The 24,847-nt window shown below is 61.2% G+C and carries 25 protein-coding genes; 23 read left to right on the top strand and 2 right to left on the bottom strand.

Going from position 1 to position 24,847, the window contains the following annotated elements; all coding sequences use genetic code 11:
* Positions 1-10 precede the first annotated feature (10 nt).
* The 9 genes from LB577_RS20155 to LB577_RS20115 are packed head-to-tail and all read left to right on the top strand — an operon-like array spanning position 11 to position 8,337.
* Positions 11-319, top strand: coding sequence for a TrbC/VirB2 family protein (locus tag LB577_RS20155; protein WP_064993433.1), 309 nt, complete (start codon positions 11-13; stop codon positions 317-319).
* Complete coding sequence (locus LB577_RS20150; protein ID WP_224688037.1) at positions 319-591, top strand: VirB3 family type IV secretion system protein; 273 nt, start codon at positions 319-321, stop codon at positions 589-591. The genes LB577_RS20155 and LB577_RS20150 overlap by 1 nt, the downstream gene beginning before the upstream one ends.
* Positions 585-3,026, top strand: a complete 2,442-nt coding sequence (trbE, locus tag LB577_RS20145; protein ID WP_224688036.1) for a conjugal transfer protein TrbE — start codon at positions 585-587, stop codon at positions 3,024-3,026. The genes LB577_RS20150 and trbE overlap by 7 nt, the downstream gene beginning before the upstream one ends.
* Positions 3,027-3,031: 5 nt before the next feature.
* Positions 3,032-3,757, top strand: a complete 726-nt coding sequence (gene trbJ / locus LB577_RS20140) for a P-type conjugative transfer protein TrbJ (RefSeq protein WP_224688035.1) — start codon at positions 3,032-3,034, stop codon at positions 3,755-3,757.
* A gap of 28 nt (positions 3,758-3,785) precedes the next feature.
* A complete protein-coding gene (gene trbL, locus LB577_RS20135; RefSeq protein ID WP_224688034.1) occupies positions 3,786-5,108 on the top strand; it encodes a P-type conjugative transfer protein TrbL in 1,323 nt (440 codons plus the stop codon).
* Positions 5,109-5,840, top strand: a complete 732-nt coding sequence (gene trbF / locus LB577_RS20130; protein WP_224688033.1) for a conjugal transfer protein TrbF — start codon at positions 5,109-5,111, stop codon at positions 5,838-5,840.
* Entirely contained in the window at positions 5,830-6,858 is a 1,029-nt protein-coding gene (gene trbG / locus LB577_RS20125) for a P-type conjugative transfer protein TrbG (RefSeq protein WP_224688032.1), read from the top strand. Before trbF ends, trbG begins: the two co-directional genes overlap by 11 nt.
* Before the next feature lie 13 nt (positions 6,859-6,871).
* Positions 6,872-8,092, top strand: coding sequence for a TrbI/VirB10 family protein (locus LB577_RS20120; protein WP_224688031.1), 1,221 nt, complete (start codon positions 6,872-6,874; stop codon positions 8,090-8,092).
* Between the two features lie 2 nt (positions 8,093-8,094).
* On the top strand, positions 8,095-8,337 hold the full coding sequence (locus LB577_RS20115; RefSeq protein ID WP_224688030.1) for a DUF2274 domain-containing protein: 243 nt from the start codon (positions 8,095-8,097) through the stop codon (positions 8,335-8,337).
* Positions 8,338-8,629: 292 nt separating this feature from the next.
* Here LB577_RS20115 and hemN read toward each other — a convergent pair whose 3' ends face one another.
* Positions 8,630-9,976 (bottom strand): oxygen-independent coproporphyrinogen III oxidase, encoded by a 1,347-nt coding sequence (hemN, locus tag LB577_RS20110; RefSeq protein WP_224688029.1) that lies wholly within the window; start codon positions 9,974-9,976, stop codon positions 8,630-8,632.
* A 155-nt stretch (positions 9,977-10,131) separates the two neighbouring features.
* Between hemN and LB577_RS20105 the strand changes: the two genes are divergently transcribed.
* The 12 genes from LB577_RS20105 to LB577_RS20055 all read left to right on the top strand — a co-directional run bounded on the left by LB577_RS20105 (position 10,132) and on the right by LB577_RS20055 (position 22,057).
* A complete protein-coding gene (locus tag LB577_RS20105; protein ID WP_224688083.1) occupies positions 10,132-10,881 on the top strand; it encodes a Crp/Fnr family transcriptional regulator in 750 nt (249 codons plus the stop codon).
* A 431-nt stretch (positions 10,882-11,312) separates the two neighbouring features.
* Complete coding sequence (ccoN, locus tag LB577_RS20100) at positions 11,313-12,941, top strand: cytochrome-c oxidase, cbb3-type subunit I (RefSeq protein ID WP_224688028.1); 1,629 nt, start codon at positions 11,313-11,315, stop codon at positions 12,939-12,941.
* Positions 12,932-13,663, top strand: coding sequence for a cytochrome-c oxidase, cbb3-type subunit II (ccoO, locus tag LB577_RS20095; RefSeq protein WP_224688027.1), 732 nt, complete (start codon positions 12,932-12,934; stop codon positions 13,661-13,663). Before ccoN ends, ccoO begins: the two co-directional genes overlap by 10 nt.
* Positions 13,664-13,673: 10 nt before the next feature.
* Complete coding sequence (locus LB577_RS20090; protein ID WP_013533256.1) at positions 13,674-13,823, top strand: CcoQ/FixQ family Cbb3-type cytochrome c oxidase assembly chaperone; 150 nt, start codon at positions 13,674-13,676, stop codon at positions 13,821-13,823.
* Positions 13,824-13,825: 2 nt separating this feature from the next.
* Positions 13,826-14,689, top strand: coding sequence for a cytochrome-c oxidase, cbb3-type subunit III (gene ccoP / locus LB577_RS20085; protein WP_224688026.1), 864 nt, complete (start codon positions 13,826-13,828; stop codon positions 14,687-14,689).
* A 180-nt stretch (positions 14,690-14,869) separates the two neighbouring features.
* Entirely contained in the window at positions 14,870-16,387 is a 1,518-nt protein-coding gene (gene ccoG / locus LB577_RS20080; RefSeq protein ID WP_263496166.1) for a cytochrome c oxidase accessory protein CcoG, read from the top strand.
* Positions 16,384-16,881, top strand: a complete 498-nt coding sequence (locus LB577_RS20075; protein ID WP_224688024.1) for a FixH family protein — start codon at positions 16,384-16,386, stop codon at positions 16,879-16,881. The genes ccoG and LB577_RS20075 overlap by 4 nt, the downstream gene beginning before the upstream one ends.
* Positions 16,878-19,163 (top strand): heavy metal translocating P-type ATPase, encoded by a 2,286-nt coding sequence (locus LB577_RS20070; RefSeq protein ID WP_224688023.1) that lies wholly within the window; start codon positions 16,878-16,880, stop codon positions 19,161-19,163. Before LB577_RS20075 ends, LB577_RS20070 begins: the two co-directional genes overlap by 4 nt.
* Positions 19,163-19,318: a cbb3-type cytochrome oxidase assembly protein CcoS gene (gene ccoS, locus LB577_RS20065; RefSeq protein WP_224688022.1), complete on the top strand. Its 156-nt coding sequence runs from the start codon at positions 19,163-19,165 to the stop codon at positions 19,316-19,318. Before LB577_RS20070 ends, ccoS begins: the two co-directional genes overlap by 1 nt.
* A gap of 727 nt (positions 19,319-20,045) precedes the next feature.
* Entirely contained in the window at positions 20,046-20,180 is a 135-nt protein-coding gene (locus LB577_RS33145) for a hypothetical protein (RefSeq protein WP_263496165.1), read from the top strand.
* Between the two features lie 277 nt (positions 20,181-20,457).
* Positions 20,458-21,639 (top strand): 5-demethoxyubiquinol-8 5-hydroxylase UbiM, encoded by a 1,182-nt coding sequence (ubiM, locus tag LB577_RS20060; RefSeq protein WP_224688021.1) that lies wholly within the window; start codon positions 20,458-20,460, stop codon positions 21,637-21,639.
* 55 nt (positions 21,640-21,694) lie between these two features.
* Entirely contained in the window at positions 21,695-22,057 is a 363-nt protein-coding gene (locus LB577_RS20055) for a hypothetical protein (RefSeq protein WP_224688020.1), read from the top strand.
* Positions 22,058-22,847: 790 nt separating this feature from the next.
* On the opposite strand, the gene LB577_RS20050 is transcribed toward LB577_RS20055, so the two are convergent.
* Positions 22,848-23,057 (bottom strand): hypothetical protein, encoded by a 210-nt coding sequence (locus LB577_RS20050; protein WP_224688019.1) that lies wholly within the window; start codon positions 23,055-23,057, stop codon positions 22,848-22,850.
* Positions 23,058-23,301: 244 nt separating this feature from the next.
* Here LB577_RS20050 and LB577_RS20045 point away from each other — a divergent pair, with 244 nt between their 5' ends.
* The gene (locus LB577_RS20045; RefSeq protein WP_224688018.1) at positions 23,302-23,802 is read left to right on the top strand and encodes a hypothetical protein; all 501 of its coding nucleotides are present in this window, start codon (positions 23,302-23,304) and stop codon (positions 23,800-23,802) included.
* Positions 23,803-23,804: 2 nt separating this feature from the next.
* Positions 23,805-24,191, top strand: a complete 387-nt coding sequence (locus tag LB577_RS20040) for a calcium-binding protein (protein WP_224688017.1) — start codon at positions 23,805-23,807, stop codon at positions 24,189-24,191.
* Positions 24,192-24,847 lie beyond the last annotated feature (656 nt).

The following is a 24,847-nucleotide window of genomic DNA, read 5'->3' as shown; positions in this document are numbered from 1 at the left end:
AGGTCACTTCATGCGCAAGAAGCTTCGCTTTCTCTGGGCCACCACGCTCGCGTTTCTTCTCACGTTTCCGGCATACGCCGCCGGCTCCGGAATGCCCTGGGAGCAGCCGCTGCAGCAGATCTTGGAATCTGTGCAGGGGCCGGTCGCCAAGATCATCGCGGTCATCATCATCATCACCACCGGCCTGACACTCGCCTTCGGCGACACGGCAGGTGGGTTCCGTCGGCTCATCCAGATTGTCTTCGGCCTGTCGATCGCCTTTGCCGCATCGAGCTTCTTCCTCTCCTTCTTCTCCTTTGGCGGCGGGGCACTCGTCTGATGTTGGCCGGAGAGCACCATATCGAGGGCTTAGAGGTTCCGGTTCACCGCGCACTGACCGAACCGATCCTGCTCGGCGGCGCGCCGCGAGCGGTGGCCATCCTCAGTGGCACCGTCGCCGCGGCCGTCGGGCTGGGGTTGCAGCAGTGGATTGCCGGACTGGTGCTGTGGATCTGCGGGCACACGGTGGCTGTCATCGCGGCCCGCCGCGACCCGGATTTCGCCAGCGTGCTCGTCCGCCATCTTCGCCTGAAGGGGTGGCTCGCATGCTGAATCTTTCCGAATATCGGGGCAAGGCCGACCGACTTGCCGATCATCTGCCTTGGGCCGCACTGGTGGCACCGGGCATCGTGCTCAACAAGGACGGAAGTTTCCAGCGCTCATTTGGATTTCGCGGGCCTGATCTCGAGAGTGCAACAGAAGCCGAACTGATCGGCATCTGCGCGCGGGCCAACAATGCGCTCAGACGGCTCGGCTCCGGCTGGGCATTGTTCTTCGACGCCGAGCGCATCGAGGCGCTGGGCTACCCAAGCTCGCGTTTCCCCGACGCTGCGTCATGGCTGGTGGATGAAGAACGGCGCGCGGCCTTTCAAGGCAAGGTCGCGCACTACGAGAGCCGCTATCACCTAACGCTGACGTTCATCCCGCCGCCGGACAGCCAGGCGCGGGCGCAAAGCGCTCTGGTCGACTCGCATCATTCAGGAGGCGAGAGAGAGTGGCGCCAGGAACTGACGCGGTTCCGGGACGAGACCGGCCGCGTGCTGGATCTCCTGTCGGGCTTTATGCCCGAAATACGCGCACTCGATGATGCCGAGACGCTGACTTACCTCCACGGCACGATCTCCACCCGCCGCCATCCAGTCGCCGCGCCGAAAACACCCATGTATCTCGACGGCATCCTGGTCGATGCGCCGCTTACTGGCGGATTGGAGCCGATGCTTGGCAACCACCATCTGCGCACGCTCACCATCCTCGGTTTTCCGAATGTCACACGGCCCGGAATTCTCGACGCGCTCAACCATCAGGATTTCCCCTACCGCTGGATGACGCGCTTCATTCCGCTGGACAAGACCGAGGCCACCAGGACGCTGACGCGGTTGCGGCGGCAGTGGTTTGCCAAGCGCAAATCGATCGTGGCCATCCTGCGCGAGGTGGTGACCAGCGAACCCGTCCCGCTCGTTGACACCGACGCCGAAAACAAGGCGCTCGATGCCGACGCCGCACTCCAGGCGTTAGGCGGCGATCATGTCGGGTTCGGCTATCTGACGACGACGGTGACGGTTTGGGACGAGGACCATCAAGCCGCTGCGGGGAAACTCCGCGCGGTCGAGCGCGTCGTCAATGGCCTCGGCTTCGCCACGATCCGTGAAGGCGTGAATGCGGTCGAGGCCTGGCTCGGCTCGTTGCCCGGCCATGTCTATGCCAATGTCCGTCAGCCGCTCGTTCACACATTGAACCTCGCCCACTTGATGCCGCTTTCCTCGGTGTGGGCCGGCCCGGCGGCGAACGAGCATCTCGCCAAAGTTATACAGGCAGAGGCCCCGCCGCTTCTGTTCGCCTCAACCAGCGGGTCGACACCGTTCCGGCTTTCCACCCACGTCGACGATGTCGGCCACATGCTGATCGTCGGACCGACCGGCGCCGGCAAATCGGTTCTCGTTGCCCTCTTCGCTCTGCAGTTCCGACGCTATGCCGGCGCGCAGGTCTATGTCTTCGACAAAGGCAATTCAGCCCGGGCCGCAATTCTTGCCATGGGTGGCGAGCATCACGCGCTGCGCGCCCACGGTGCGCTTGCCTTCCAGCCGCTGCGCAAGATTGACGATCCGGTGATCCGCAGCTGGGCAGCCGAATGGATCGCCGGGCTGATCGCCCATGAGAACGTCACCGTCACCCCGGAGGCGAAAGAGGCAATCTGGTCGGCACTCACCAGTCTTGCAACGGCGCCCGCGCAGGAACGCACACTCACCGGCCTGTCGGTCTTGCTTCAGTCCAACGCGCTGAAGTCCGCTTTGATGCCCTACACGCTCGACGGGCCCTTCGGCCGGTTGCTGGACGCGGACGACGATCGGCTGGCCTTGTCGGATGTGCAGTGCTTCGAGACCGAAGAGCTGATGCACAGCCAAGGCGCTGTGCTGCCGGTGCTCACCTATCTTTTCCATCGCCTCGAGGCGCGGTTCGATGGACGACCGACATTGCTCATGCTCGACGAGGCCTGGCTCTATCTCGACAATCCGCTCTTTGCGGGGCGTATACGCGAATGGCTGAAGGTGCTGCGCAAGAAGAACGTCTCCGTCATTTTCGCCACGCAGTCACTGGCCGACATCGCTGGCTCTGCAATCGCACCGGCCATCATCGAGAGCTGCCCACAGCGCATCTTTCTTCCAAATGACCGTGCCGTGGAACCACAGGCACGGGAAGCCTACGAGCGTTTCGGCCTGAACGAGCGACAGATCGAACTGGTCGCGCGCGCCACGCCGAAGCGGCAATATTATCTGCAATCGCGCCGCGGCAACCGGCTGTTTCAGCTGGGCTTGGGCCCAATCGCGCTTGCGCTATGCGGCGCCTCCGATCCTGCCAGCCAGACCCTGATCGACAAGATCCTGTCGGACCGGGGACAGGACGGCTTTGCCTTTCATTTCCTGAATGCCCGCGGGCTCGATTGGGCCGCCGAGCTTCTCCGCCAATTCCCTCAACCAGACATGGAGTAATCGTCATGATGCGGCGCCGTTTCCTTTCCGGCCTGTTCACCCTTTCCCTGATGGCCAAACCGATGGCCGACTATGTCCAGCCAGCCTACGCGCTCATTGTCTTCGATCCCTCGAACTACACCCAGAATGTGCTGACGGCGGCACGCTCACTGGAGCAGATCAACAACCAGATACAGTCGCTCCAGAACCAGGCGACCATGCTACAGAACATGGCGCGCAACCTTCAGAGGCTGGATTTTTCTTCGGTAGGCCAGCTCACCGGTTCGCTGCAGCGGATCGACGGGCTCATGGACCAGGCGAGTGGCCTGAGTTTTGATCTGGACAAGCTGCAGGACCAGTGGCGCAATCAATATCCCGAAAGCTACGACGCCACGATCAAGGTCAGCGATGTGGCAAGCGCAGCGCGCGAGCGCTGGCAGAGCGCCATGCAGGCGTTCCGGCAGACGATGGGTGTCCAGTCGCAGATCCTCGAGAACGTCCGCGGCGATCGCGACCTGCTTGCTGATCTCGTCAACCGCAGCCAGGGTGCTGCCGGTGCGCTTGAGGCAAGCCAGGCCACCAACCAACTGATCGCGCTGTCAACCAAGCAGCAGATGCAGATCCAGACGCTGCTCGCGACGCAGTTTCGCGCTGAGGCGGAGGATGCGGCTCGCAAGACGCAGTCCGAAGAAGCCGCGCGCCAGACGACAAAGCGTTTCCTCGGCACCGGCACGGCCTATCCCGGCAACTGATCACCATTTCTGTCACGAGGAAGGCGCAATGAACGACCTCGGGGTCATCGATCGCTTCATGGAGACTTTCATCCGCTATATTGACAGCGGGTTTGGTCTGCTGTCGGGCGATGTCGCCTTCCTCACCACGACCCTGATCGGCATCGACATCACGTTAGCCGGGCTCGCTTGGGCATTCGCCGGCGAGCCCAACATTCTCGGCCGCTTCATCCGCAAGGTGCTCTATGTCGGCGTCTTCGCTTTCATCCTGAACAATTTCAAGAATCTCGCTGACATTATATACCGCTCCTTCGCAGGGCTGGGCTTCAACGCTTCGGCCGCCAATCTGTCACCCGACAGTCTCCTGCGGCCCGGACGTATTGCCGCCACAGGCTTCGAGGGCGCGTGGCCGCTGCTGGATCAGGCGAGCCAGCTTCTTGGCTTTCCCGAAATCTTCGGCAACGCGCTCACCATTTTCGTGCTGCTCGTGGCCTGGTTCCTGGTCATCATTGCCTTCTTCATTCTTTCCATCCAGCTCTTCATCACCATTCTGGAGTTCAAGCTCACCACTCTCGCCGGCTTCGTTCTGGTGCCCTTCGCAGTCTGGAACCGGTCGGCGTTCCTGGCCGAGCGCGTGCTCGGCAACGTGATCTCGTCGGGCATCAAGGTGATGGTGCTTGCGGTCATCGTCGGTGTCGGGTCCACGCTGTTCGGCGAGTTCGCTTCGGCGCTGCAAGGCAAGGAGCCGGATTTGGCCGCCGCCATGTCACAGGTGTTGGGCGCGCTGGCGCTGCTTGGGCTAGGTATTTTCGGGCCTGGAATAGCGTCCGGTCTCGTCTCGGGTGCCCCGCAGCTTGGTGCGGGCGCTGCACTGGGTACGGCCGCAGCCGCCGCCGGTGCGTCACTCGTTGCCGGAGGCGCTGCGATCGCCGGGGTGCGCATGGCAACTGATGGCGGGCTTGCCGCGATTCGCGCCGGCACCACGATCGGTTCCGCAGCTTCCTCTGCCTGGCAATTAGGGCGCGCAACCTCGCCTGACTCCGGCCGGTCCGGTGTGGCTGCCGGGATGCAGGGCGTGGCAGGTGCCGCCAGTGGCGCCGCTGTGCGAGCGGCACGATCTGCCGCGGAAACCTTCGGGCGCAGCGCTGATGCCGGGCGCCAGGCGGCATGGACCGCGACCGGCGGATCTCCCATCGCCTCGATGACCGAAACTCCTTCGGGTCCGACCACCGATGCTGCCCCTAGCTGGGCCAGGCGCCTGCGTTCCCAGCAGTCTGCGCGAGCCCACCGCCACGCCAGCATGCAGGCCGTGCGCGATGGTGACAGACCGGGCGCTAGCGCCAATCCCTCTCTCAACGACAAGGACGACTAGATGCTCTTCAAGCGATCCGTTCAACGCTACGGCAAGACACCCGAGCCCATCACACCGTACCAGAAGGCGGGCCAGCTTTGGGATGAGCGCATTGGCTCATCGCGGGTGCAGGCCCGCAACTGGCGGCTGATGGCTCTTGGCTGCCTGGCATTGGCAACCGGGCTCTCCGGCGGGCTCGTTTGGCAGTCAATGCAGAGCCGGGTTGTGCCCTACGTCGTCGAGGTCGACCGCTTCGGCGAGGCGCGCGCCGTAGCCTCGGCAATCCAGGACTACGAGCCGACGGACGCCCAGATCGCCTGGCATCTTGGCCGTTTCATTCAGAATATCCGTTCCGTTTCCACCGATCCGGTGTTGGTGCGGCAGAACTGGTTGGCCGCCTATGACTTTGCCAGTGACCGCGCCGCGCTCTTCCTCAACGAATATGCCAAGGCGAACGATCCTTTCGGTCAGATCGGAACGCGAAGCGTGTCCGTCCAGGTGACCAGCGTGGTGCGGGCTTCCGGCAGCTCGTTCCAGGTCAAATGGACCGAGCAGGTCTTTGAGCGCGGCAGCCTTGCCAGCACGACCCGCTGGACGGCGATCCTCACCATCATGGTCCGCCCGCCAAGCAATACAGACCAACTGCGCAAGAATCCGCTCGGCCTCTTCATCAACGCCATCGATTGGTCGCGCGAGCTCGACAGTGCCGCGCCGACCTCCATTTCCCCCAAGGAGCCCGCCAATGACAAATAAAGCCCCATCGCTCCGTGCCGCGCTGATCCTGTCGGCCTCGGCAGCGGTGCTATCCGCCTGCGCATCCAAGCCGGTGCCGCCGCCCGAGATTGCCTATGACGCTGCCGACTTCAAAGCAGCGTCGATCGAGAAGCCGCCAGAGAAACCGGTTAAAATCGTCGAGGTGCCAAAGCCGCTACCGCTTCCCGGCCAGTTGCAGCCTGACCCGGTCAAGTTCGCCGAAGACAAGCGCTCTCCTGAAGAACGCGTTGCCGATGCCAATCGGGCCGCAACTCGGCAGCCAACCAGGTATGGCTATGTCAACGCGGTCCAGGTCTATCCCTTCACCGATGGCGCGCTTTATCAGCTCTTTGCCGCGCCGGAGCGCGTCACCGATATCGCTCTGCAGCCGGGCGAGAAACTGACGGCGGTGTCCGCCGGGGACACGGTCCGCTGGGTCATCGGCGACACCGTCAGTGGCACCGGTGACGGTCAGCGCACCCATGTTTTGGTGAAGCCGTTCGCGCCCGAGCTTACCACAAATCTGGTGATCACCACGGATCGACGCACCTATCACTTGCAGCTCCAAAGCACGGAGAAGACCGCAATGGCGGCCATCTCTTGGACCTACAGCGAAGACCAGATCCTTGCGCTCTCCCGGCGAAACGTTCAGGCCGACGCTGCAACGCCGGTCGCATCGAATGTTGCGCTCGAAAATATCCGCTTCCGCTATTCAATCGCCGGCGACACTCCGCCCTGGAGGCCGACACGGGCCTTTGACGACGGCAGCAAAGTCTATATCGAATTCCCGCGCCGCATCGATCAGGGCGAGGCGCCGCCGCTCTTCATCGTCGGTGCTGACGGCGGCAATCAGCTGGTCAACTACCGCATGCGTGGCAACTACTACATCGTCGATCGCCTGTTCGCCGCGGCCGAACTGCGCCTCGGCGCCAAGCCGCAGCAGGTCGTGCGCATCTCACGGACTGACGGTCGGCAATTGCCGCGTCGGATGCCACCCTTTGCCGGTTTCGGCAGGTGAGGGGAAAAGGCTCATGACCGATACGTCCCACTCCAATGCGCCGCCGAAACTCGATCCCGACCAGCTGCAGCTGCGCGCCTCACCCCGCGGTGCTGTGCGCTTCAGGCGGGGTGTGATTGTCGCGATCTCTGCCGCCGGATGTGGTGCCATTCTGGGCGTCATGATCATTGCGCTTCAGGGACCGGCATTGCGATTCAAAGAGCATGCGGAAGACCTCTACCATCCTGACCACAAGCCCACCGCCGAGGGGCTCGACAGCCTGCCCAGAGACTATTCCGGCGTCAAGCCGAAGGCACCGGTGCTCGGACCGCCGCTACCCGGTGATCTCGGCCGCCCCATCCTCGAGCGGCAGCGCCAACTCGGAATTGCGCCGGGACAGGAGGTCTCCGCCGAGGATCAACGCCTTGCCCAGCAGGCAATCGAAGCGCGCGAGTCTCAAGTGTTGTTCCGGATCGATAACCGACCCAGACCGACAGATCTCGCTGGCGGCGGGGAGAGTGTACAGCAGCAGCCTGAAGCGCCGCAATCCGGAGCGACAGACGGGTCGGCTTCCGTTGCGCCAGCCGAGGGCGATCAGAACAACCAACAGCGCAAGCTGGATTTTGTCAGTCAGCGGGGCACAAGTGGAATCTACAATCCCCATGCGCTGCAGACGTCTGCTTCGCCCTACCAGCTGATGGCTGGCAGCGTAATCGCGGCAAGCCTCATTACCGGGATCAATTCCGACCTACCCGGCCTCGTCGTCGCGCAGGTCACAGAGAATGTGCAAGACACAGTCACTGGCAGCATCTTGCTCATTCCACAAGGCTCCCGGCTGATCGGCACCTATGACAGCGTGGTGGCGTTTGGGCAAAAGCGCACATTGCTGGTCTGGCAGCGAATAATCCTGCCGGACGGGTCCTCGATCGAAATCGATAATCTGCCGGCGACAGACACCGCCGGATATGCAGGGCTTGAGGACAAGGTGGATTTCCACACCTGGCAGCTGATCAAGGGGGTTGCGCTCGCGACCTTGCTTGGCGTGGGCACCGACTTGAGCCTCGGAGACAATGAAAGCGATCTGGTCAAGGCGATCCGCGAATCCGCCCAGCAGAACGTCAGTCGAGCCGGCCAGCGCATAACTGAGAAAAATCTCAACGTTCAGCCCACCATAACGATTCGACCAGGCTGGCCACTGCGCGTCATCGTGCAAAAGGATCTCTTGCTGCGACCATACAAGATTGAACGGGAGTGATTATGGCCAACTTGAAACTTGGCAAGCTTCCAGACCGAACGCCTTTGAAGATTACCATCACCGTCAGCGCGGAGTTGAGCCAAGAACTCAAGGCCTATGCTGCGCTCTATCGTCAGACCTACGGCGAGTCTGAAACAGTCGCGGAACTCATCCCGTTCATGCTGGCGGGATTTCTGGACGGCGACCGAGCGTTTGCCAAGGCCAGAAAAGAAGGTCTGGCGATGGCCAGCATCTCAGACGAGTAGCGGTCTCTGCCAGCCTCAGACCGAAGCAGAGAGTCGGTCAAATGCAATTGTGGCACACCGCACGCTCGGCCGGTCCATCCATGAGGCCGAGCTGTGCCAAGCGAAGGTTCCATCTCTCCATCATGTGCCGGCCGATGTCGACCGGGAAGACGACCATACCGGCGGCAGCGTGGATGCAGCGCGTCGATCTGCCTGCGTGCCTGTCAAACAAGGGTGTGCGCGGGCAACATCGTGGTATGGCAAATAGGGCACCGATGATGGACCCTGCGCGGACCGCGACGCACTCGCTGGCTCAAACTGCCACGGAGTGCCTGGCCTTTCCGGTTTTGAGATATTTGTCGAACTTCGCAGCGACGCATCTGACAAAGGGACGACTTTCCACCGGTACGACGAAACGATCGCCGTCGAGTTCAAGTCGGGCCGACTTGTCGAGGGCCACGGTACTCGACCGAAGAAGGAGCTTCTGGCCAGCTTTGCCGAAGCGTTCCACCAAATCGACTGCCGAGAAGCCGAAATCGCACATCAGGCGCTCGATGATCCAGCCGCGGGCGCGGTCGTCGTTCGAGAAGGCAATCCCGCGGACCGAAGCCAACCCACCGTCATCCACCATGCGGCCATACTCGGCGGTCGAAGGCATGTTCTGTACATAGCCTTGCCGGAATTGGCTGATGGATGACGGCCCGAGACCGATCAAGGTTTCGTAGCGATCCTCGGTGTAGCCCTGAAAGTTGCGACGCAACATCCCCGAATGCGCGGCAAGCGCCAGCGCATCGCCCGGTTTGGCAAAATGGTCGAGCCCGATTGCTTCGTATCCTTGGTCGAGTATGGCGCGAGCTGCCAGTTGCGATTGGGCAAACCGCTCCTCCGGGCCTGGCAACCAGGCCTCGTCGATCATGGTCTGATGTTTCTTGAACCATGGCACATGGGCATAGCCAAAAAGGGCGATCCGGTCGGGCTCGAGCGTCAGCGCCTGCCTGACAGTGGACAAGACGATCTCCCTCGTCTGGTGCGGCAAGCCGTAGAGCAGGTCGAGGTTGACCGATTCGACGCCGCGCGATCGAACGCCGTCGACAACCGTTTTGGTCTGCAAGAAGGTCTGCTCGCGATTGATGGCTTTTTGCACCTTCGGATCGAAATCCTGGACCCCGAGGCTCGCCCTCGTCATGCCGATTTCGGCAAGCGCATTGAGGCGGGCTTCGTCCATATCGTTGGGTTCGATTTCGACGCTGATCCTGGTGCCGGGAAGAAATGAGAAGCTGTGGCGCAATGCGGTCCCGAGCGCCACCATGTCGTCGGGCCTGAGCATTGTCGGCGAACCGCCGCCCAAATGGACGGCACGCACCCGGCCCTTGCCTCCGGCGAGACCTGAAACGGTGGCGATCTCCGCATGCAATGATCCCAGATATCTGGTCACCGGTTCATAGTGGCGTGTCTGCTTGGTGTGGCAGGCACAGAACCAGCAAAGCCTGTCGCAGAAAGGGATGTGCACGTAGAGCGATATCTCATCGTCCTCGCTGAGCGCCTCCAGCCAGCCACGATAATCCGCAGCATCGACGCCCACGTGGAAATGCGGTGCGGTCGGATAGCTGGTATAGCGAGGGACGTTTTCGACAATCCGAGCAGCTACTTTCGACTGCATGTCGTGGTCACCATGTTTGCACCGCTGGAACTCTAGACTGGTTGGCCGGCCAACGCCCTGATTTCGGTCAAGTGCAGCTCGGACAAACTGCCGCAAGGATTTTTCTACCCTGGATTGCTACCCTGTCGGTGCTTGGAAGAGGGTGGAGCGAACGCATGACATTACGGCAGGACATTCACAGTTCCGGCATTCCCGTTCTTTGCCGCTCTTGCGAGGGAAGGCGTCGCGGTATTTGCGGTGCGCTCGATCCAGACCGTTTGGCTGCGCTTGCCAGGACTTCATCGCGGCACAAGATCGAGCCAGGAGTCGAACTGGTCGGCGACTGCGAGGCCGTCAACAGCTATTCGAATGTGCTTTCAGGCGTGGTCAAGCTGACGAAGAGCCTTTCGGACGGGCGCCAGCAGATCGTAGGGCTCCAGTTTGCACCGGATTTTCTGGGGCGACCCTTCAAGGTCGAAAGCGAGATCAGTGCGGAAGCGGCAACCGTTGTCACGCTGTGTTCGTTCCCCAAGGCAGCCCTCGAACGGATGGTGAAGGAATCACCGGAACTCGAGCATCGCCTGCTCAAGCAGGCGCTGGACGAACTTGACGCAGCACGCGAATGGATGGTGACGCTCGGGCGCAAGACCGCATCGGAAAAGGTGGCGAGTTTTCTCGTCATGCTCGCCCTGAACATGGATACCAGTGTTGATCCAGCCGCCATATCGGCGTCCTTCGATCTGCCACTGACTCGTGCCGATATCTCTGATTTCCTTGGTCTGACGAATGAGACGGTGAGCCGCCATCTGACTCGACTGCGAGCTGAAGGCGTAATCCGGATCGAGAACAAGCGCCATGTGAGGGTGGAGAGCGTCGGCCGGCTGGAGCAGCGTTGCGGCGGCCGAAGGCCGCGGCAGTTTGGATAAGCCCAAGCGGCGGGTTCTGCGCGCCGACTCCGATCCGCAGCAGGACATGCTGCGTTCGAAGACAATGTATTGCTATAGCCTCGAGACGTCGCGGTAGCATAGACCCAAGAGCATCCGCGACCCTTGTCGGATAGCGAGGCAGCCGGCAAGAGTCGCCGGTGAAGCATTGATCCTTGAGGTCCTCGTGCGCAAGGCTGGCGGCGATGTCACTGCGTCTTTTCTGAACCATTCCAGGCGACCTTAGCAGCGCTACTTCCAACGTCGCGGAGGCCGCGCTTCGACACATCCGCCCGCCCCAACGTCCGCTCTTCGCGAACTCGATTCGACGGAACAAACCTGGCACCTGACATGGATCAGGGCGGGCAGAGGGCAGCTGCGCAATTGATGCCGAGCGGATTTGGCGTCCGCCCGATTCGGGATCAGGATTTGCGATGAAATTCGGCACAGCGATCGTCGTGGTGGGCTTTTTTGCCTTTGCAGCCCTGGTGGCTGCTGGCTTCGGCATTGATGGACCTTTCCGCCAGCATATGGGGGTGCTGTCTTTTGCCCTTATTGCCTTTATCGGGATCTTGTTGCGCAACTCGGAGTTCAAGCCGGCCGCTCGGATCGGCCCGTCCGCCTATATGGACGGTCCGATCCGCTACGGCGCCATCGCCACCATGTTCTGGGGCGTCGTCGGCATGCTGGTCGGCGTCGTTATCGCACTGCAGCTGGCCTACCCCGATCTCAACGTTCAGCCCTGGTTCAATTTCGGCCGCTTGCGGCCGCTGCACACGTCCGGGGTCGTCTTCGCCTTCGGCGGCAACGCGCTGCTGTGCACGTCATTGTACGTCGTGCAACGCACTTGCCGCGCTCGCCTGTTCGGCGGCGATCTCGCCTGGTTCGTCTTTTGGGGCTACCAGCTTTTCATTGTCATGGCCGCGACAGGCTACCTGCTCGGCATCACCGAGAGCCGCGAATACGCCGAACCGGAATGGTATGTCGACGTCTGGCTAACCATCGTCTGGGTCGCCTACTTCATCCTGTTCCTCGGCACGATCCTGAAGCGAAAGGAACCGCATATCTACGTCGCCAACTGGTTCTACCTCTCCTTCATCGTGACCATCGCGATGCTGCATGTGGTCAACAACCTTTCGATGCCGGTCTCTTTGCTCGGTTCCAAGAGTTACTCCGCCTTTTCCGGCGTCCAGGACGCGCTGACGCAGTGGTGGTACGGCCACAACGCCGTCGGCTTCTTCCTCACCGCCGGCTTCCTCGGCATGATGTATTATTTCGTGCCCAAGCAGGCGAACCGGCCAGTCTATTCCTACCGGCTCTCGATCATCCATTTCTGGGCACTGATCTTCCTGTACATCTGGGCCGGGCCGCACCACCTGCATTTCACCGCTCTGCCCGACTGGGCACAGACGCTCGGCATGGTGTTCTCGATCATGCTGTGGATGCCGTCCTGGGGCGGCATGATCAACGGCTTGATGACGCTGTCCGGAGCCTGGGACAAGTTGCGCACCGACCCGATCATCCGCATGATGGTGATGGCCGTTGCCTTCTACGGCATGTCGACCTTCGAAGGCCCGGTGATGGCTATCAAGGCGGTCAACTCGCTGTCCCATTATACCGACTGGACAATTGGTCACGTGCACTCCGGTGCACTCGGCTGGGTCGGCATGATCTCGTTCGGCGCGATCTACTACATGGTACCGAAGCTCTGGAACCGTAACCGGCTCTATTCGCTGCGGCTGGTTACCTGGCACTTCTGGCTGGCGACGCTCGGCATCGTCGTCTACGCCGCCGCCATGTGGGTGTCCGGCATCACGCAGGGCCTGATGTGGCGCGAATACGACGGGCAGGGCTTCCTGGTCTACTCCTTCGCTGAGACCGTCGCTGCCATGCGCCCCTACTACGTCATGCGCGCCATAGGCGGCGCCATGTATCTCTCGGGCGCCCTGATCATGGCCTGGAACATCGCGATGACAATCCTCGGCCATCAACGCGAGGAGAGGCCGATGTCGGGTGCCCCGCCTGTCATTCAGCCTGCCAGGGAGCCAAACCAATGGGCTTGATCGACAAACATGCCATTATCGAGAAGAACGCCACGCTTCTTCTCGTAGGCTCCCTTCTTGTCGTGACTGTCGGCGGTATCGTCGAAATCGCGCCGCTCTTCTATCTCGACAACACGATCGAGAAGGTGGAAGGCATGCGTCCGTACTCGCCGCTCGAGCTCGTCGGGCGCAACATCTATGTGCGCGAGGGCTGCTACCTCTGCCACAGCCAGATGATCAGGCCGTTTCGCGACGAGGTCGAGCGCTACGGCCACTACAGCCTGGCCGCCGAGTCGATGTACGATCACCCCTTCCAATGGGGATCGAAGCGGACGGGGCCGGATCTGGCCCGGGTCGGTGACCGCTACTCGAACGCCTGGCATGTCGCCCATCTTTCGGATCCGCGTTCCGTTGTGCCGGAATCCATCATGCCCAGCTACGCCTTCCTGAAGGACGCGCCGATCGAGGTGAAGGACTTCTCGACGCACTTGGTCGCCAACCGGCGGGTCGGCGTTCCCTACAACGATGACATGGTCGCCAACGCCAACGCCGATCTGATGGCGCAGGCTGATCCCAACGCCGACACATCAGGTCTTGAGGCCCGTTATCCCAAGGCCAAGACCGGCGACTTCGACGGCAACCCGCAACAGGTCACCGAAATGGATGCGCTCGTTGCGTATCTGCAGATGCTCGGCACGCTGGTCGATTTTAAGAACTACGACGACGGCGCCGGTTACCGCTGAGGAGTTTTCCATGAATTACAATCTTATGCGGGAGTTTGCCGACAGCTGGGGTCTGGTTGCCATGGCGCTTTTCTTTGCGGGGGCAAGTGTCTTCGTCCTGCGTCCCGGCAGCCGTAAGTTGGCGGACGAAGCTGCCCGAATTCCGCTTCAGGACGAGTGATCATGAGCGAGGAGCACATCGATGAAGTCTCTGGGGTCTCGACCACCGGCCACGAATGGGATGGCATCCGCGAGCTGAACAACCCGCTTCCGCGTTGGTGGATCACCATCTTCTACGTCACCATCGTGTGGGCGATCGGTTACACAATCGCCTATCCGGCATGGCCACTGCTGCATTCGGCGACGACGGGTGTTCTCGGCTATTCGAGCCGCAATGACGTCAAGAACGAACTGGCGGCTGCGGAAGCAGCCAAGAGCAAATACCTCGCGGCGGTGAAGTCGAAAAGTGTCTCGGAAATCGCTGCGGACGATGCCTTGCGCGAATTCGCCATCGCCGCCGGCGGCGCCGCATTCAAGGTCAACTGCACGCAGTGCCACGGCTCCGGCGCCGAAGGATCCAAGGGCTTTCCCAACCTAAACGACGACGACTGGCTGTGGGGTGGCAAGGCCGAGCAGATCCAGCAGACGATCACGCATGGAATCCGCTTCGCTTCGGATCCGGACACGCGCCTGTCGGAAATGCCGGCCTTCGGCGACATCATCACCGCCGACGAGATCAAGCAGGTTAGCGCATATGTCGTCAGCCTCTCTGGCAAGGTCGCCGATGCAAGTCTGATCCAACCCGGTGCCAAAGTCTTTTCCGACAATTGCGTCGCCTGTCATGGTGAGAACGCGGAGGGGAACAGGGAATTTGGGGGCCCCAACCTCACCGACGCCATTTGGCTGCATGGGGCCGGCGAGGCAGCGGTCGCAGCCCAGGTCCGCGCGCCAAAGGAAGGTGTCATGCCGGCCTGGCTCGGCCGTCTCGGCGAGATCAAAGTCAAGGAGCTTGCGGTTTATGTCCATTCGCTTGGCGGCGGAGAATAGGAAGGCAAGGCCTATTCTCGGCCTCCCCCTGCCAAGCGACGGGGCCCGGCGCAAGCCGGGCCTCGACACCATTTCGGCTGCGCCGCTTATCGATGCGGCACGAATCCCCCTCTGACATCGGATGGGAGTGGCACGCAGGTGCGCAATGATACGCGAACAGAACGGCTCGAAGGCTCGGCCATGAATTCCCGCAACACGCGCCAGCCGCATTATACCACACGCAAGAAAATCTTCCCAAAGCGCGCCTCGGGCAACTTTCGCCGTTTCAAATGGCTGGTGATGGCGATCACCCTTGGCATCTACTACCTGACGCCGTGGCTGCGTTGGGATCGCGGTCCATTTGCCCCGGACCAGGTTTTGCTGCTCGATCTCGCCAATCGGCGCTTCTACTTCTTCTTCATCGAGATATGGCCCCAGGAATTCTTCTACGTGGCCGGTCTCCTGGTCATGGCCGGCGTTGGCCTTTTCCTGATCACGTCGACTGTCGGCCGTGCCTGGTGCGGCTATGCATGTCCGCAGACTGTATGGGTCGATCTGTTCCTTGTCGTCGAACGCGCGATAGAGGGTGACCGCAACGCCCGCATGAAACTTGACGCTGGCCCCTGGACCGCCCGCAAGCTGATGCTGCGCCTATCGAAGCACGCTGTCTGGCTGGTCATCGGTGCGGCGACCGGCGGCGCCTGGATTTTCTATTTCGCTGATGCCCCGACACTTGTGGGCGAGCTTTTCACCGGTACCGCCGCGCCTGTCGCCTACATCACCATCGCTGTGTTGACGGCGACCACCTACACGTTCGGCGGCCTGATGCGCGAACAGGTCTGCACCTATATGTGCCCATGGCCGCGCATCCAGGCGGCCACGCTCGACGAGAATTCGCTTACCGTCACCTACAATGACTGGCGCGGCGAACCGCGCTCGCGTCACGCCAAGAAGGTGCAAGCGATAGGGCAGTCCGTCGGCGACTGCGTCGACTGCAATGCCTGTGTCGCGGTCTGCCCGATGGGGATCGACATTCGCGACGGCCAACAACTCGAATGCATTACCTGCGCGCTGTGTATCGACGCCTGCGACGGCGTCATGGACAAGCTCGGCAAAGAGCGCGGGCTGATCGCCTACGCGACGCTCTCCGATTACAACGCCAACATGATGCTGGCGACCGCAGGCGGCTCCGGGGCGATCGATCCGTCGCTGGTCAGGACTGCCGTCGGCACCTTCTCCGATAAGGTGGCGCATTTTCACGTTCGCAAGATCTTCCGGCCGCGCACCTACGTCTACATGGGCCTGTGGTCGCTGATCGGGCTGGGCCTGCTCTATTCGCTGCTGACGCGCGATCGGCTCGAGCTGAACGTGCTGCATGACCGCAATCCGCAATTCGTCACGCTGTCCGATGGCTCCATCCGCAACGGCTATACCGTCAAGCTGCTCAACATGATCCCTGAGCCAAGGACGATCGTCGTCACCATGCAGGGCCTGGAGGGTGCCGATATGGTCGTCGTCGGCGACGACATCCCGGCCGGCCGGTCTTTCGCCATCCCGGTCGAGCCCGACCGCCTGAAAACGTTGAAGGTCTTCGTTCGCCAGCCGGCGGACCAGATCCATGCCCCGGCACAGACCTTCAAGTTCCGTGTCGAGGACAGAGCGAGCTTCGAGTCGAACGAGTACACCGCAACATTCAATGCGCCAGAGGCCGCCAAATGACCGCCAATGCCCAAAAGCCCCGCGAATTCACCGGCAGGCACATGCTGGCCATCATTCTCACCTTTTTCGGGGTGGTCATCGCGGTCAACCTGACAATGGCCACGCTCGCCAATACGAGTTGGACCGGCCTCGTCGTCGAGAACACCTATGTGGCCAGCCAGCAATTCAACAAGCAGGCCGAGGCCGGCCGCGCCCAAGCAGCGCTCGGTTGGACCGGCAAGCTGACCATTGCATGGGGCGAGGTCCGCTACAGCCTCTCCGACGCTGCCGGCAAGCCAGTTCCCCTGCACGGCGTCAAGGTCCTGTTTCGTCATCCCGCCTACGAGAAAGAGGATAAGTCCGTCACGCTCGCCCTCGCCTCAGGCAAGGAATTCGCCGCGCAGCACATGCCGAAGGACGGCGTCTGGATCGTTGAAGTCGACGCCGATGCCGGCCTGGCGCGACCCTATCGCGACGTCCGCAGGATCATGATTTCGCATGGAGCGCTGCAATGAGCTGTTGTGCGCCGGGCGCTGAAATGGTGCTGGATCTGGACAGCGCCGCATCGGTGCTGCCATCCAGCAAGGAAGTCAGGCTCGCGAGCCGATCGCTTGGCGACAATCTTCGGCAGACCGATCTTTCAGTGCCGACGGTTCATTGCGCCGCCTGCATCCAGACGATCGAGGCGGCACTTGGAAAGCTTGATCACGTCGAAAGCGCGCGCGTCAACCTGTCGACGAAGCGGGTCGCGGTCCGGTGGCGTGGGGACGAGGTACCCCCCTTCGTCGCCGCGCTGCGACGGTTGGGCTACGCGGCGCATTTGTTCGAAGCCGATTTTGACAAGAAGGACAAAACGCTTGCCGAGCTGATCCGCGCCGTCGCTGTCGCGGGTTTCGCTGCCGGTAACATCATGCTGCTTTCGGTCTCGGTCTGGTCCGGGGCCGAAGGTGCGACCCGCGACCTGTTTCATTGGGTCTCGGCGCTGATCGCGATCCCGGCACTTGCCTTCGCGGGCGGCATCTTCTTCCGCTCGGCCTGGAACGCGCTGCGTCACGGCCGCATGAACATGGACGTGCCGATCGCGGTCGGGGTGTCCCTCGCCTACGCCATGAGCCTCTATGAGACGATCAACCATGGCGACCACGCCTATTTCGATGCGTCGGTGTCGCTGCTGTTCTTCCTGTTGATCGGCCGCACGTTGGATCACGTGATGCGCGAACGTGCCCGGACCGCCGTGAAAGGCCTGTCCCAGTTGGCCGCACGTGGCGCCATGGTGCTGCGCGGCGACGGCGCACGCGACTATCTGCCGGTTGGCGAGATCGAACCCGGCATGCTGCTGTTGATCGCAGCCGGTGAAAGGATACCCGTCGACGGCAAGGTCTCTCGAGGGACGTCGGACCTGGACTGTTCGCTTGTCTCGGGCGAGAGCACGCCCCGAAGCGTTGCGCCAGGCGAAGCCGTACAGGCTGGAGTCCTCAACCTGACCGGCCCTCTGACGATTGAGGCGACAGCCGCCGCGAAAGATTCGTTTCTGGCGGAAATGGTTCGGCTCATGGAAGCCGCTGAGGGCGGTCGCGCGCATTATCGCCGGATCGCCGATCGCGTTTCAGCGCTCTATGCTCCGGTGGTTCATCTCACCGCCTTCGTGACTTTCCTTGGCTGGATGGCGGCGACGGGCGACTGGCACCGGGCGACAACCATCGCCATTGCCGTTCTAATCATCACCTGCCCGTGCGCGCTCGGCCTCGCCGTGCCGATCGTGCAGGTGGTCGCCGCGCGGCGCCTGTTCGAGAACGGCATCATGGTCAAGGACGGTTCGGCCATGGAGCGCCTGGCGACGATTGATACAGCAGTGTTCGACAAGACCGGGACCCTCACGCTCGGCCAGCCCCGGCTGGTCAATGCGGGCTCGACGGATCCGGGCATGCTGGCAGTCGCGGGAGACATGGCCGCGCATTCCCGCCATCCGTTTTCAAGGGCCATAGCCGGCTTTGCCGCTCCTGGCGCGCGGCACAAATTCGATACCGTGACCGAGCATCCAGGGTTTGGCATCGAAGCCACCGACGCCGGAAGCACCTGGCGGCTAGGTCGACGCGGATGGGCTGGCTGGAAGGCTCGAACCGGCGGTGAAGGCAAACACGGCTACGGCGGAACGGTCCTGACGAGAAACGGGATGATTGCCGCATCCTTCGTTTTCGAGGATGCGCTGCGCGCTGACGCCAGGGCAGCCATAGTGAAGTTGAACGAGCAAGAGGTGTCGGTGCAAATGCTGTCTGGCGATACGGCAGCCGCCTGCCGTGAGGTTGCAAACCTATTAGATATCCGCCGCTTCGTCCCGGGCCTCCTGCCATCCGGCAAGGTTGAGCGCATCGAAACGCTGGCGAAAGCCGGACACAAGGTTCTGATGGTCGGCGACGGGCTCAATGATACGCCCGCCCTGGGCGCGGCTCACGTCTCGATGGCTCCGGCCAGCGCCGCCGAGATTGGTCGCAATGCCGCGGATTTCGTCTTCCTGCGCGAAAGCCTTCTGGCAGTATCTCTTGCTCTGGAGGTCTCGCGGAAAGCGGGAGGGCTGATCCGCCAAAACATCGCCGTCGCGACTCTCTACAATACCATCGCTGTACCAGCCGCTATTCTAGGGCACGTCACTCCGCTTATCGCGGCGATTGCTATGTCTGCGTCATCACTGCTGGTGATCGGGAATGCATTGCGCCTGGAAGGCTTTGTACCGGACGCACCAACGAAAACTGTTCCCAATGATAGACGCTCCAACAATGGCGGATTGGCACAGTTGTAATGACGACGCTAGCGTATCTGATACCTGTGGCTTTGCTCCTCGGCGGGCTTGGGCTGTCTGGCTTCCTATGGGCATTGAAAAGCGGTCAGTACGAGGATCTCGACGGGGCAGCAGAGCGTATCCTTGTCGACCAGGAAGACAAGCCAGAACGCTGATTCAAGCCGATCTGCAGATGACTGTGCGGATGCCGGGGGTAAGCCGAGTGGAACTACTGCTGAGGTTGCATAGGCAGCTTCACCTGCCGCCGGTTGACGCTGATCTGTGAAAAGCCTGTGTCGCTCGAAAGATTACGTCGCCCATTCCGCCCAGTATGCAGGCGGGTGATCGTCGAACCGCGGTCGCCGGATTTCTCACGCCGCTTGACCTAGATCAGGGTTATCTACTCATCGGCGTGGTTTCATCGGCCAGTCTTTCAAGGAGAGAAACCATGCCTACGTCGACGAATCGCGCCGCCGAACGCCTCGGCGATCGGTCTGAATCAAGACCAACACGAAGAACGGCCAAAGCCAAAAGTGGGCCGAAGCGTGGCTGCGCAAGGCGGCGGCCGGATTCTTGTGAGCAAAGGCTGAACGCGACCTTCGGCGGCAACGATCAGATCGCCCAGGGTGCGTGCGACCCGCTCTGCGAGATGGCTCGTTAATACATGCCGACGTAGCCCTCGCTAGTTTTGAGAACGTTGTGGAGCTTGCGGCGCGTCCGCAACTGACAACCGTCGATGTGAACCCAAGGCGCTCGGACGCGAGGCTGCTGACCGCGTGCTCAAGACATCGCGGGACGGCAGCAGAGCGGCGTCAGACGCTGGCCATGTTCGCTGGTCCTGCGGGCATGGTGGTATCACCGGGCAACTGCGTATGCCAAAGTTTTGTTTGCAGGAGTGTATAGATGTCGCGATTTCGCCTATTGACGATCTTCATGTTGGGAATGCTGGGAACGGCGACGTTGCCGGATCAAGTCGCCTCGGCACCAGTCCTCAACTCTGCCAATCGCAATGCGCTGGTCGAGCAGAACGAATACTGATGCTGGAGAACAGGCTGCGGCGGCAGCAATAGCAGCAGCAGCAGCACTTCCGTGGCCAGGATCGCGATCGCCGCAGCAACGGCCCGATCGACCGCTTACTTGCCAGCATCAGCGGTCAAGCAACGACTTTGTGAGCATCTGCCGCTGATGAGGCGGCTTGCCACTTTTTTAGGCGGCCATAGCTTGCGCGCGTCATGCTTAAACTAGCATCAAAGGCGTTTTTGATTTCGCAATTCGTGCCTGAACACTGCAGAGCCGACCCGATGGCGCCACGCTGATGGCCGGCTCCGATAACAGCTTCGACATCATTGTCGTTGGCGCGGGGCCGGTCGGACTTTCCTTCGCCGCATCGCTTGCCCAGAGCAAACTCAAAGTGGCAGTTGTTGAAGCGCAGGCCCGGGAAAGGCTCGCGAATCCGGCGTTCGACGGTCGCGAGATCGCGCTGACTCATGCCTCGATCGGAATCCTTCGGGAGCTCGGCGCCTGGGATATCATTCCCGCTTCGGACAAATCACCACTTCAAGGCGCACGCGTCCTCAACGGATCGAGCGCTTTCGCTCTGCGTTTTAATGCTCCAAGAGCGTGTGGAGAGCCCCTCGGAATTTTGGTCCCGAACTGCCGCATTCGCGATGCGCTGTTCAAAATCGTTCGGCTGCGTGATCAGCCAGAGCTGCGGTGCGGCCACTCGGTCGTCCATGCAAGGACCAGCCACAAAGGAGCAGTGGTTACGCTTTCTGACGGCATGCAGTTGAGCGCCAGGCTTGTTGTTGCCGCGGATTCGCGCCTGTCTCCCACGCGTGATCTGCTCGGCATCGGCGCCGACATCAATCGGCTTGGCCGCTCGATGCTGATCTGTCGGGTGCGGCATGAACGCGCCCATCACCATGTGGCAACCGAATGGTTCGATCACCATCAAACGATAGCGATGTTGCCTCTGGGGGAGGGGGTCTCCTCGTTGCTGCTCACTCTGCCCTCAAGCGAGGTCGGCAGACTGCTTGCCTTCAACGACGATTTGTTCCTCAGGGAATTGACGAAGCGGTGTCAAGGCCGTCTCGGGGAAATGACATTGGCAAGCAGCCGCCACGCCTATCCGCTGGTCACCACGTGGGCGCACGAATTCAGGGCTCCGAGTGCCGCACTCATCGGTGACGCTGCTATTGGAATGCACCCGGTGACAGCGCATGGCTTCAACATCGGTCTCAGCAGCCAAAAGCAACTCGCCGATGCAATCCTGACTGCAAGTCGCGACGGCCGTGACATTGCCGATCCCGACATGCTGCACAGATACGAAAGGCGGCTGCGCCTGTCGGCGGCGCCGCTCTACCATGCTACGAATATACTCGTCCGACTCTACTCAAGCGAGCGACCGGCGGCACGGCTTGCACGCCATGCGGGGCTTCGGTTCGCCCAACACGTTCCTCTTATCCGGCATGGCATCGCGGCCATGCTCAAACAGTGAAGTCGTTAAGCGCGCCCTTCGGGGAGCTTGCTTGCGTTTGCACTCGACTGGCGCAATGCTGACGCTGGGAAATAAAAGGGAGCGCAAATTGAGAATATTTCCATACGCTACCGCACTTTGTCTTTGTGCGAGCATGGCTGCTCAGCCGGTCCTTGCCATGTCCACAGATGAGGCCTGTGCCAACGTGGGTCGTGCAGCAGAAGCCGTCATGCAAGCTCGTCAAAACGGGATGGCATTGCAGACGGTGCTTGAAAAGATGAACGGCGCCGGATTTGGAGCCGAGGGCAAGGATGGCTTCCGGGCAATGATTATGATGGCATATGACCAGCCCCGCTTTAACACAGAAGAAAACAAGCAGCAGGCGATCAATGATTTCCGCGATCAGGTTCAACTCTTTTGTATGAAGGGCGGAAACTAATGATACGCGGCAACCTTTGAGCGCAACGTTCCCCGCCACTCGCCACGGTTCCCCTAAGATGCCATTCACCTTGAAGGACGTCCTGGACGCACTGAATTCAGCGTGGCCAATCGCGCTCACGGTCCTGCTGGCTTCGGCGCCATCTTGGCAGGGGCTCAATTCGGCTTTCCCTACGCGGTGGCTTTGCCTGCATGGTCTCTCTCGGCGCTTTTTGTCGTGGCCATGTTTGCTGCGGGCAGTTGTCTATCCCGGCTGCTTTAGGCCGCGCTTGGCGGCGGGCGCTACTTTCTCAAATGGCGCCGGACCTCGATCTGGCGCCGGCATCAGATCGCCATGCTGAACGACTTGCCTGAGAGCGAGCACGACCTAATGGCATACTTTCTCACCAAGAATCGGCAAGCATTTGCCTTTCATATGGGCGAGCAGCGCCTTGTGCATCTGGTGCTAAGGGTTTGATCGTTCCCCAGTCGGGACAGCATTATGTCGCGGACTGGCCGCACATAATTCCAGATCATGATTGGGCGGCGATGAAGAACAATCCCCACAAATTCCAGTTCGACAGACGCAAAGACGTGGGTTATCACTTGGCGCTCTCGAAAGTCGGCTTCCAGTCGCGGTTGCGCTCCCGCTGCTGGCCTTCGCAATCAGGAACGGCCGCCGATCGCGTCCAGCGGCCTCGCATGCCGAGCAGACGAACAGCCCAACGAGGTCCTGGTGAATTGAACCGTGATCCGGCCCGAGCATGCCGCCACCTTTTCAAAGATCGCCGTGAGCGGCCAGCATGATCCGCCTATTCATCGCCATGATAGGCGATCACTACTCCGAAGTCAGCTTGGCCGTGAACGTAGTGGAATTTGACGTCCCATCTGCGGCTGTCATGCATGCGATCGAGCATCCTCATCAGAGCGGGGCCAGTCTTACCAAACCTCGACGATAGCAGGTCATTGACCGCTGTGATCCCCCCGACACGATAGGCCTTTACGAAATCATCGTCCGGCATCGTTAGCGCCTCCGCTCTGGCTGACACTAAGGCTATGCTGGCCACAAAGCCAGCCAGCGCCGTTGACCCATGGCATCCAGCCGCGGCGTTCGAAGGGTCCAAATAATAGCCGGGTATATCTGCTGAGATCGTCGAGACATGCTTTTGGGTATTGGTGTCGAAGGAATTTACCAGAATAGTGGTCGTCTCTTGCGCAACTATTCACTTTAGCAGATGCTCATCGTCGGCCTTGGGAGGGCTTGGAATGAACAGAAGATCATTGATGGCGCTCGGCGCCACTGTCGCGCTTTGTGGCTGCCAGACTAGCAATCAATCGGACTACATGCAAATCGGCTACGGACCCAGTTTCGACGTCGCGCATGCTCAATGCGAGATGCAGAAAGGGTCGGCAGACCAAGGTTATCTTGCTATCGGGTCGCCGGCATTTGTGGCCGGTGCCGGTCTGGGCAATGCTCTCGGCAACGCTGTGGCCGAGGACCAATATATGAAGAATTGCCTTATCCTAAGTGGTTGGAAGCGCGCGCCGCATGGCCAGGGTGCCGCCGCAGTGGCGGCCGTCGCGAGCGGAGCGCCACCAACTCCCTATGGGATACAGCGCGCGCCAGGCAGCTGGATGAACACAGCCCTTCTGGATTGGTCCGCCGCCAACAATAAATGCATTGCCGGCGACAAGGCCTCTTGCGCAACTCGCGCGAAGCTTGGCGCCCAACTGAGAGCCGCAGGCATCAGTCCGTCTCCGGTCTAGCCATGCAGCGGAACCTCGCGATCTGCCTTGGCGTCGTCCTGGCACTCAGCGGCTGCGCTGCGGACTACCTGAACCATTACGACGGCGTGACGCTCGCCGCTGGCGACGCCACCCGCGCCAACAGCCTCGCCCAGACCGTCGACCCGTTCAACCTGAATAGCCAGAACACACATATTGAGAGCGATGGTCAGCGTATAGCGGGGGTGGTCCAGAGGTATCGTGGCGTGGCGCCTGCCTTAGGGGCGGTGCCGACCAGTAGCAGGGTCGATCTGGATTGCGCTGGCGGAAGGGGGAACAATCCGGTGGTGCCGCCGAACACGCCCATCACCGGACCGGACGTGAATGGCCTGGACCGAAATCACGACGGCATCGGCTGCAATAGTCATTGAGAAATGGGCAAGCGCTACTCCGAGATGTCGCGGACATTGAATATAACTGCCGGCGCTACCGCCGACGGCGCGCTCCCGACCCTATGCCGTGGTGGGGGCCGTTCTGCTGTTGATGCTGCTAGGTGTCGGGCTGACAATCCAGATCGGCCCGGAGTTCACGAGCTGCAACATCAAGGGCAACATCAGCTACAGCGCCGGCGAGAAAATCTACCATGTTCCCGGGCAGGAATATTACAGTGAGACGCGCATAGCCTGCTCAAGGGCGAGCGCTGGTTCTAACAATCTCGCTGTCTCCTTCAAGAAGTGCAACAGCCGACCAGTGCCGGCAGGCGTGACCAGATGGTCCAGGCGCTGATCCGGCCGAGATATGGCCGGCGAGCATGAAGCCAGCGAAATGTCAGAAGATGTCAGGAGATGTCAGGCGTCGGCGCAAGCAACAGACCCCTATGGGTATGCCATTAAGCGGAGAAAGACCTTGGAACGATCAATCGAACAACAATTGCAATGGCCCTTAACGGCCATCGACGCGGAGTTGGCACGGCCGCGACAGAAACGACTTCCACCGCAGAGCGCTGCTGAGCTGAGAAAGCGCTATGGTAAGGACACGCCGGCCTCCTCTCATCATCAAGGAGAACAACACGTACCGTTTCACCGGA

Source organism: Mesorhizobium sp. B283B1A (assembly GCF_020165735.1).
Lineage (GTDB): Bacteria > Pseudomonadota > Alphaproteobacteria > Rhizobiales > Rhizobiaceae > Mesorhizobium > Mesorhizobium opportunistum.
This window is presented reverse-complemented; position numbering and strand designations above follow the sequence as displayed.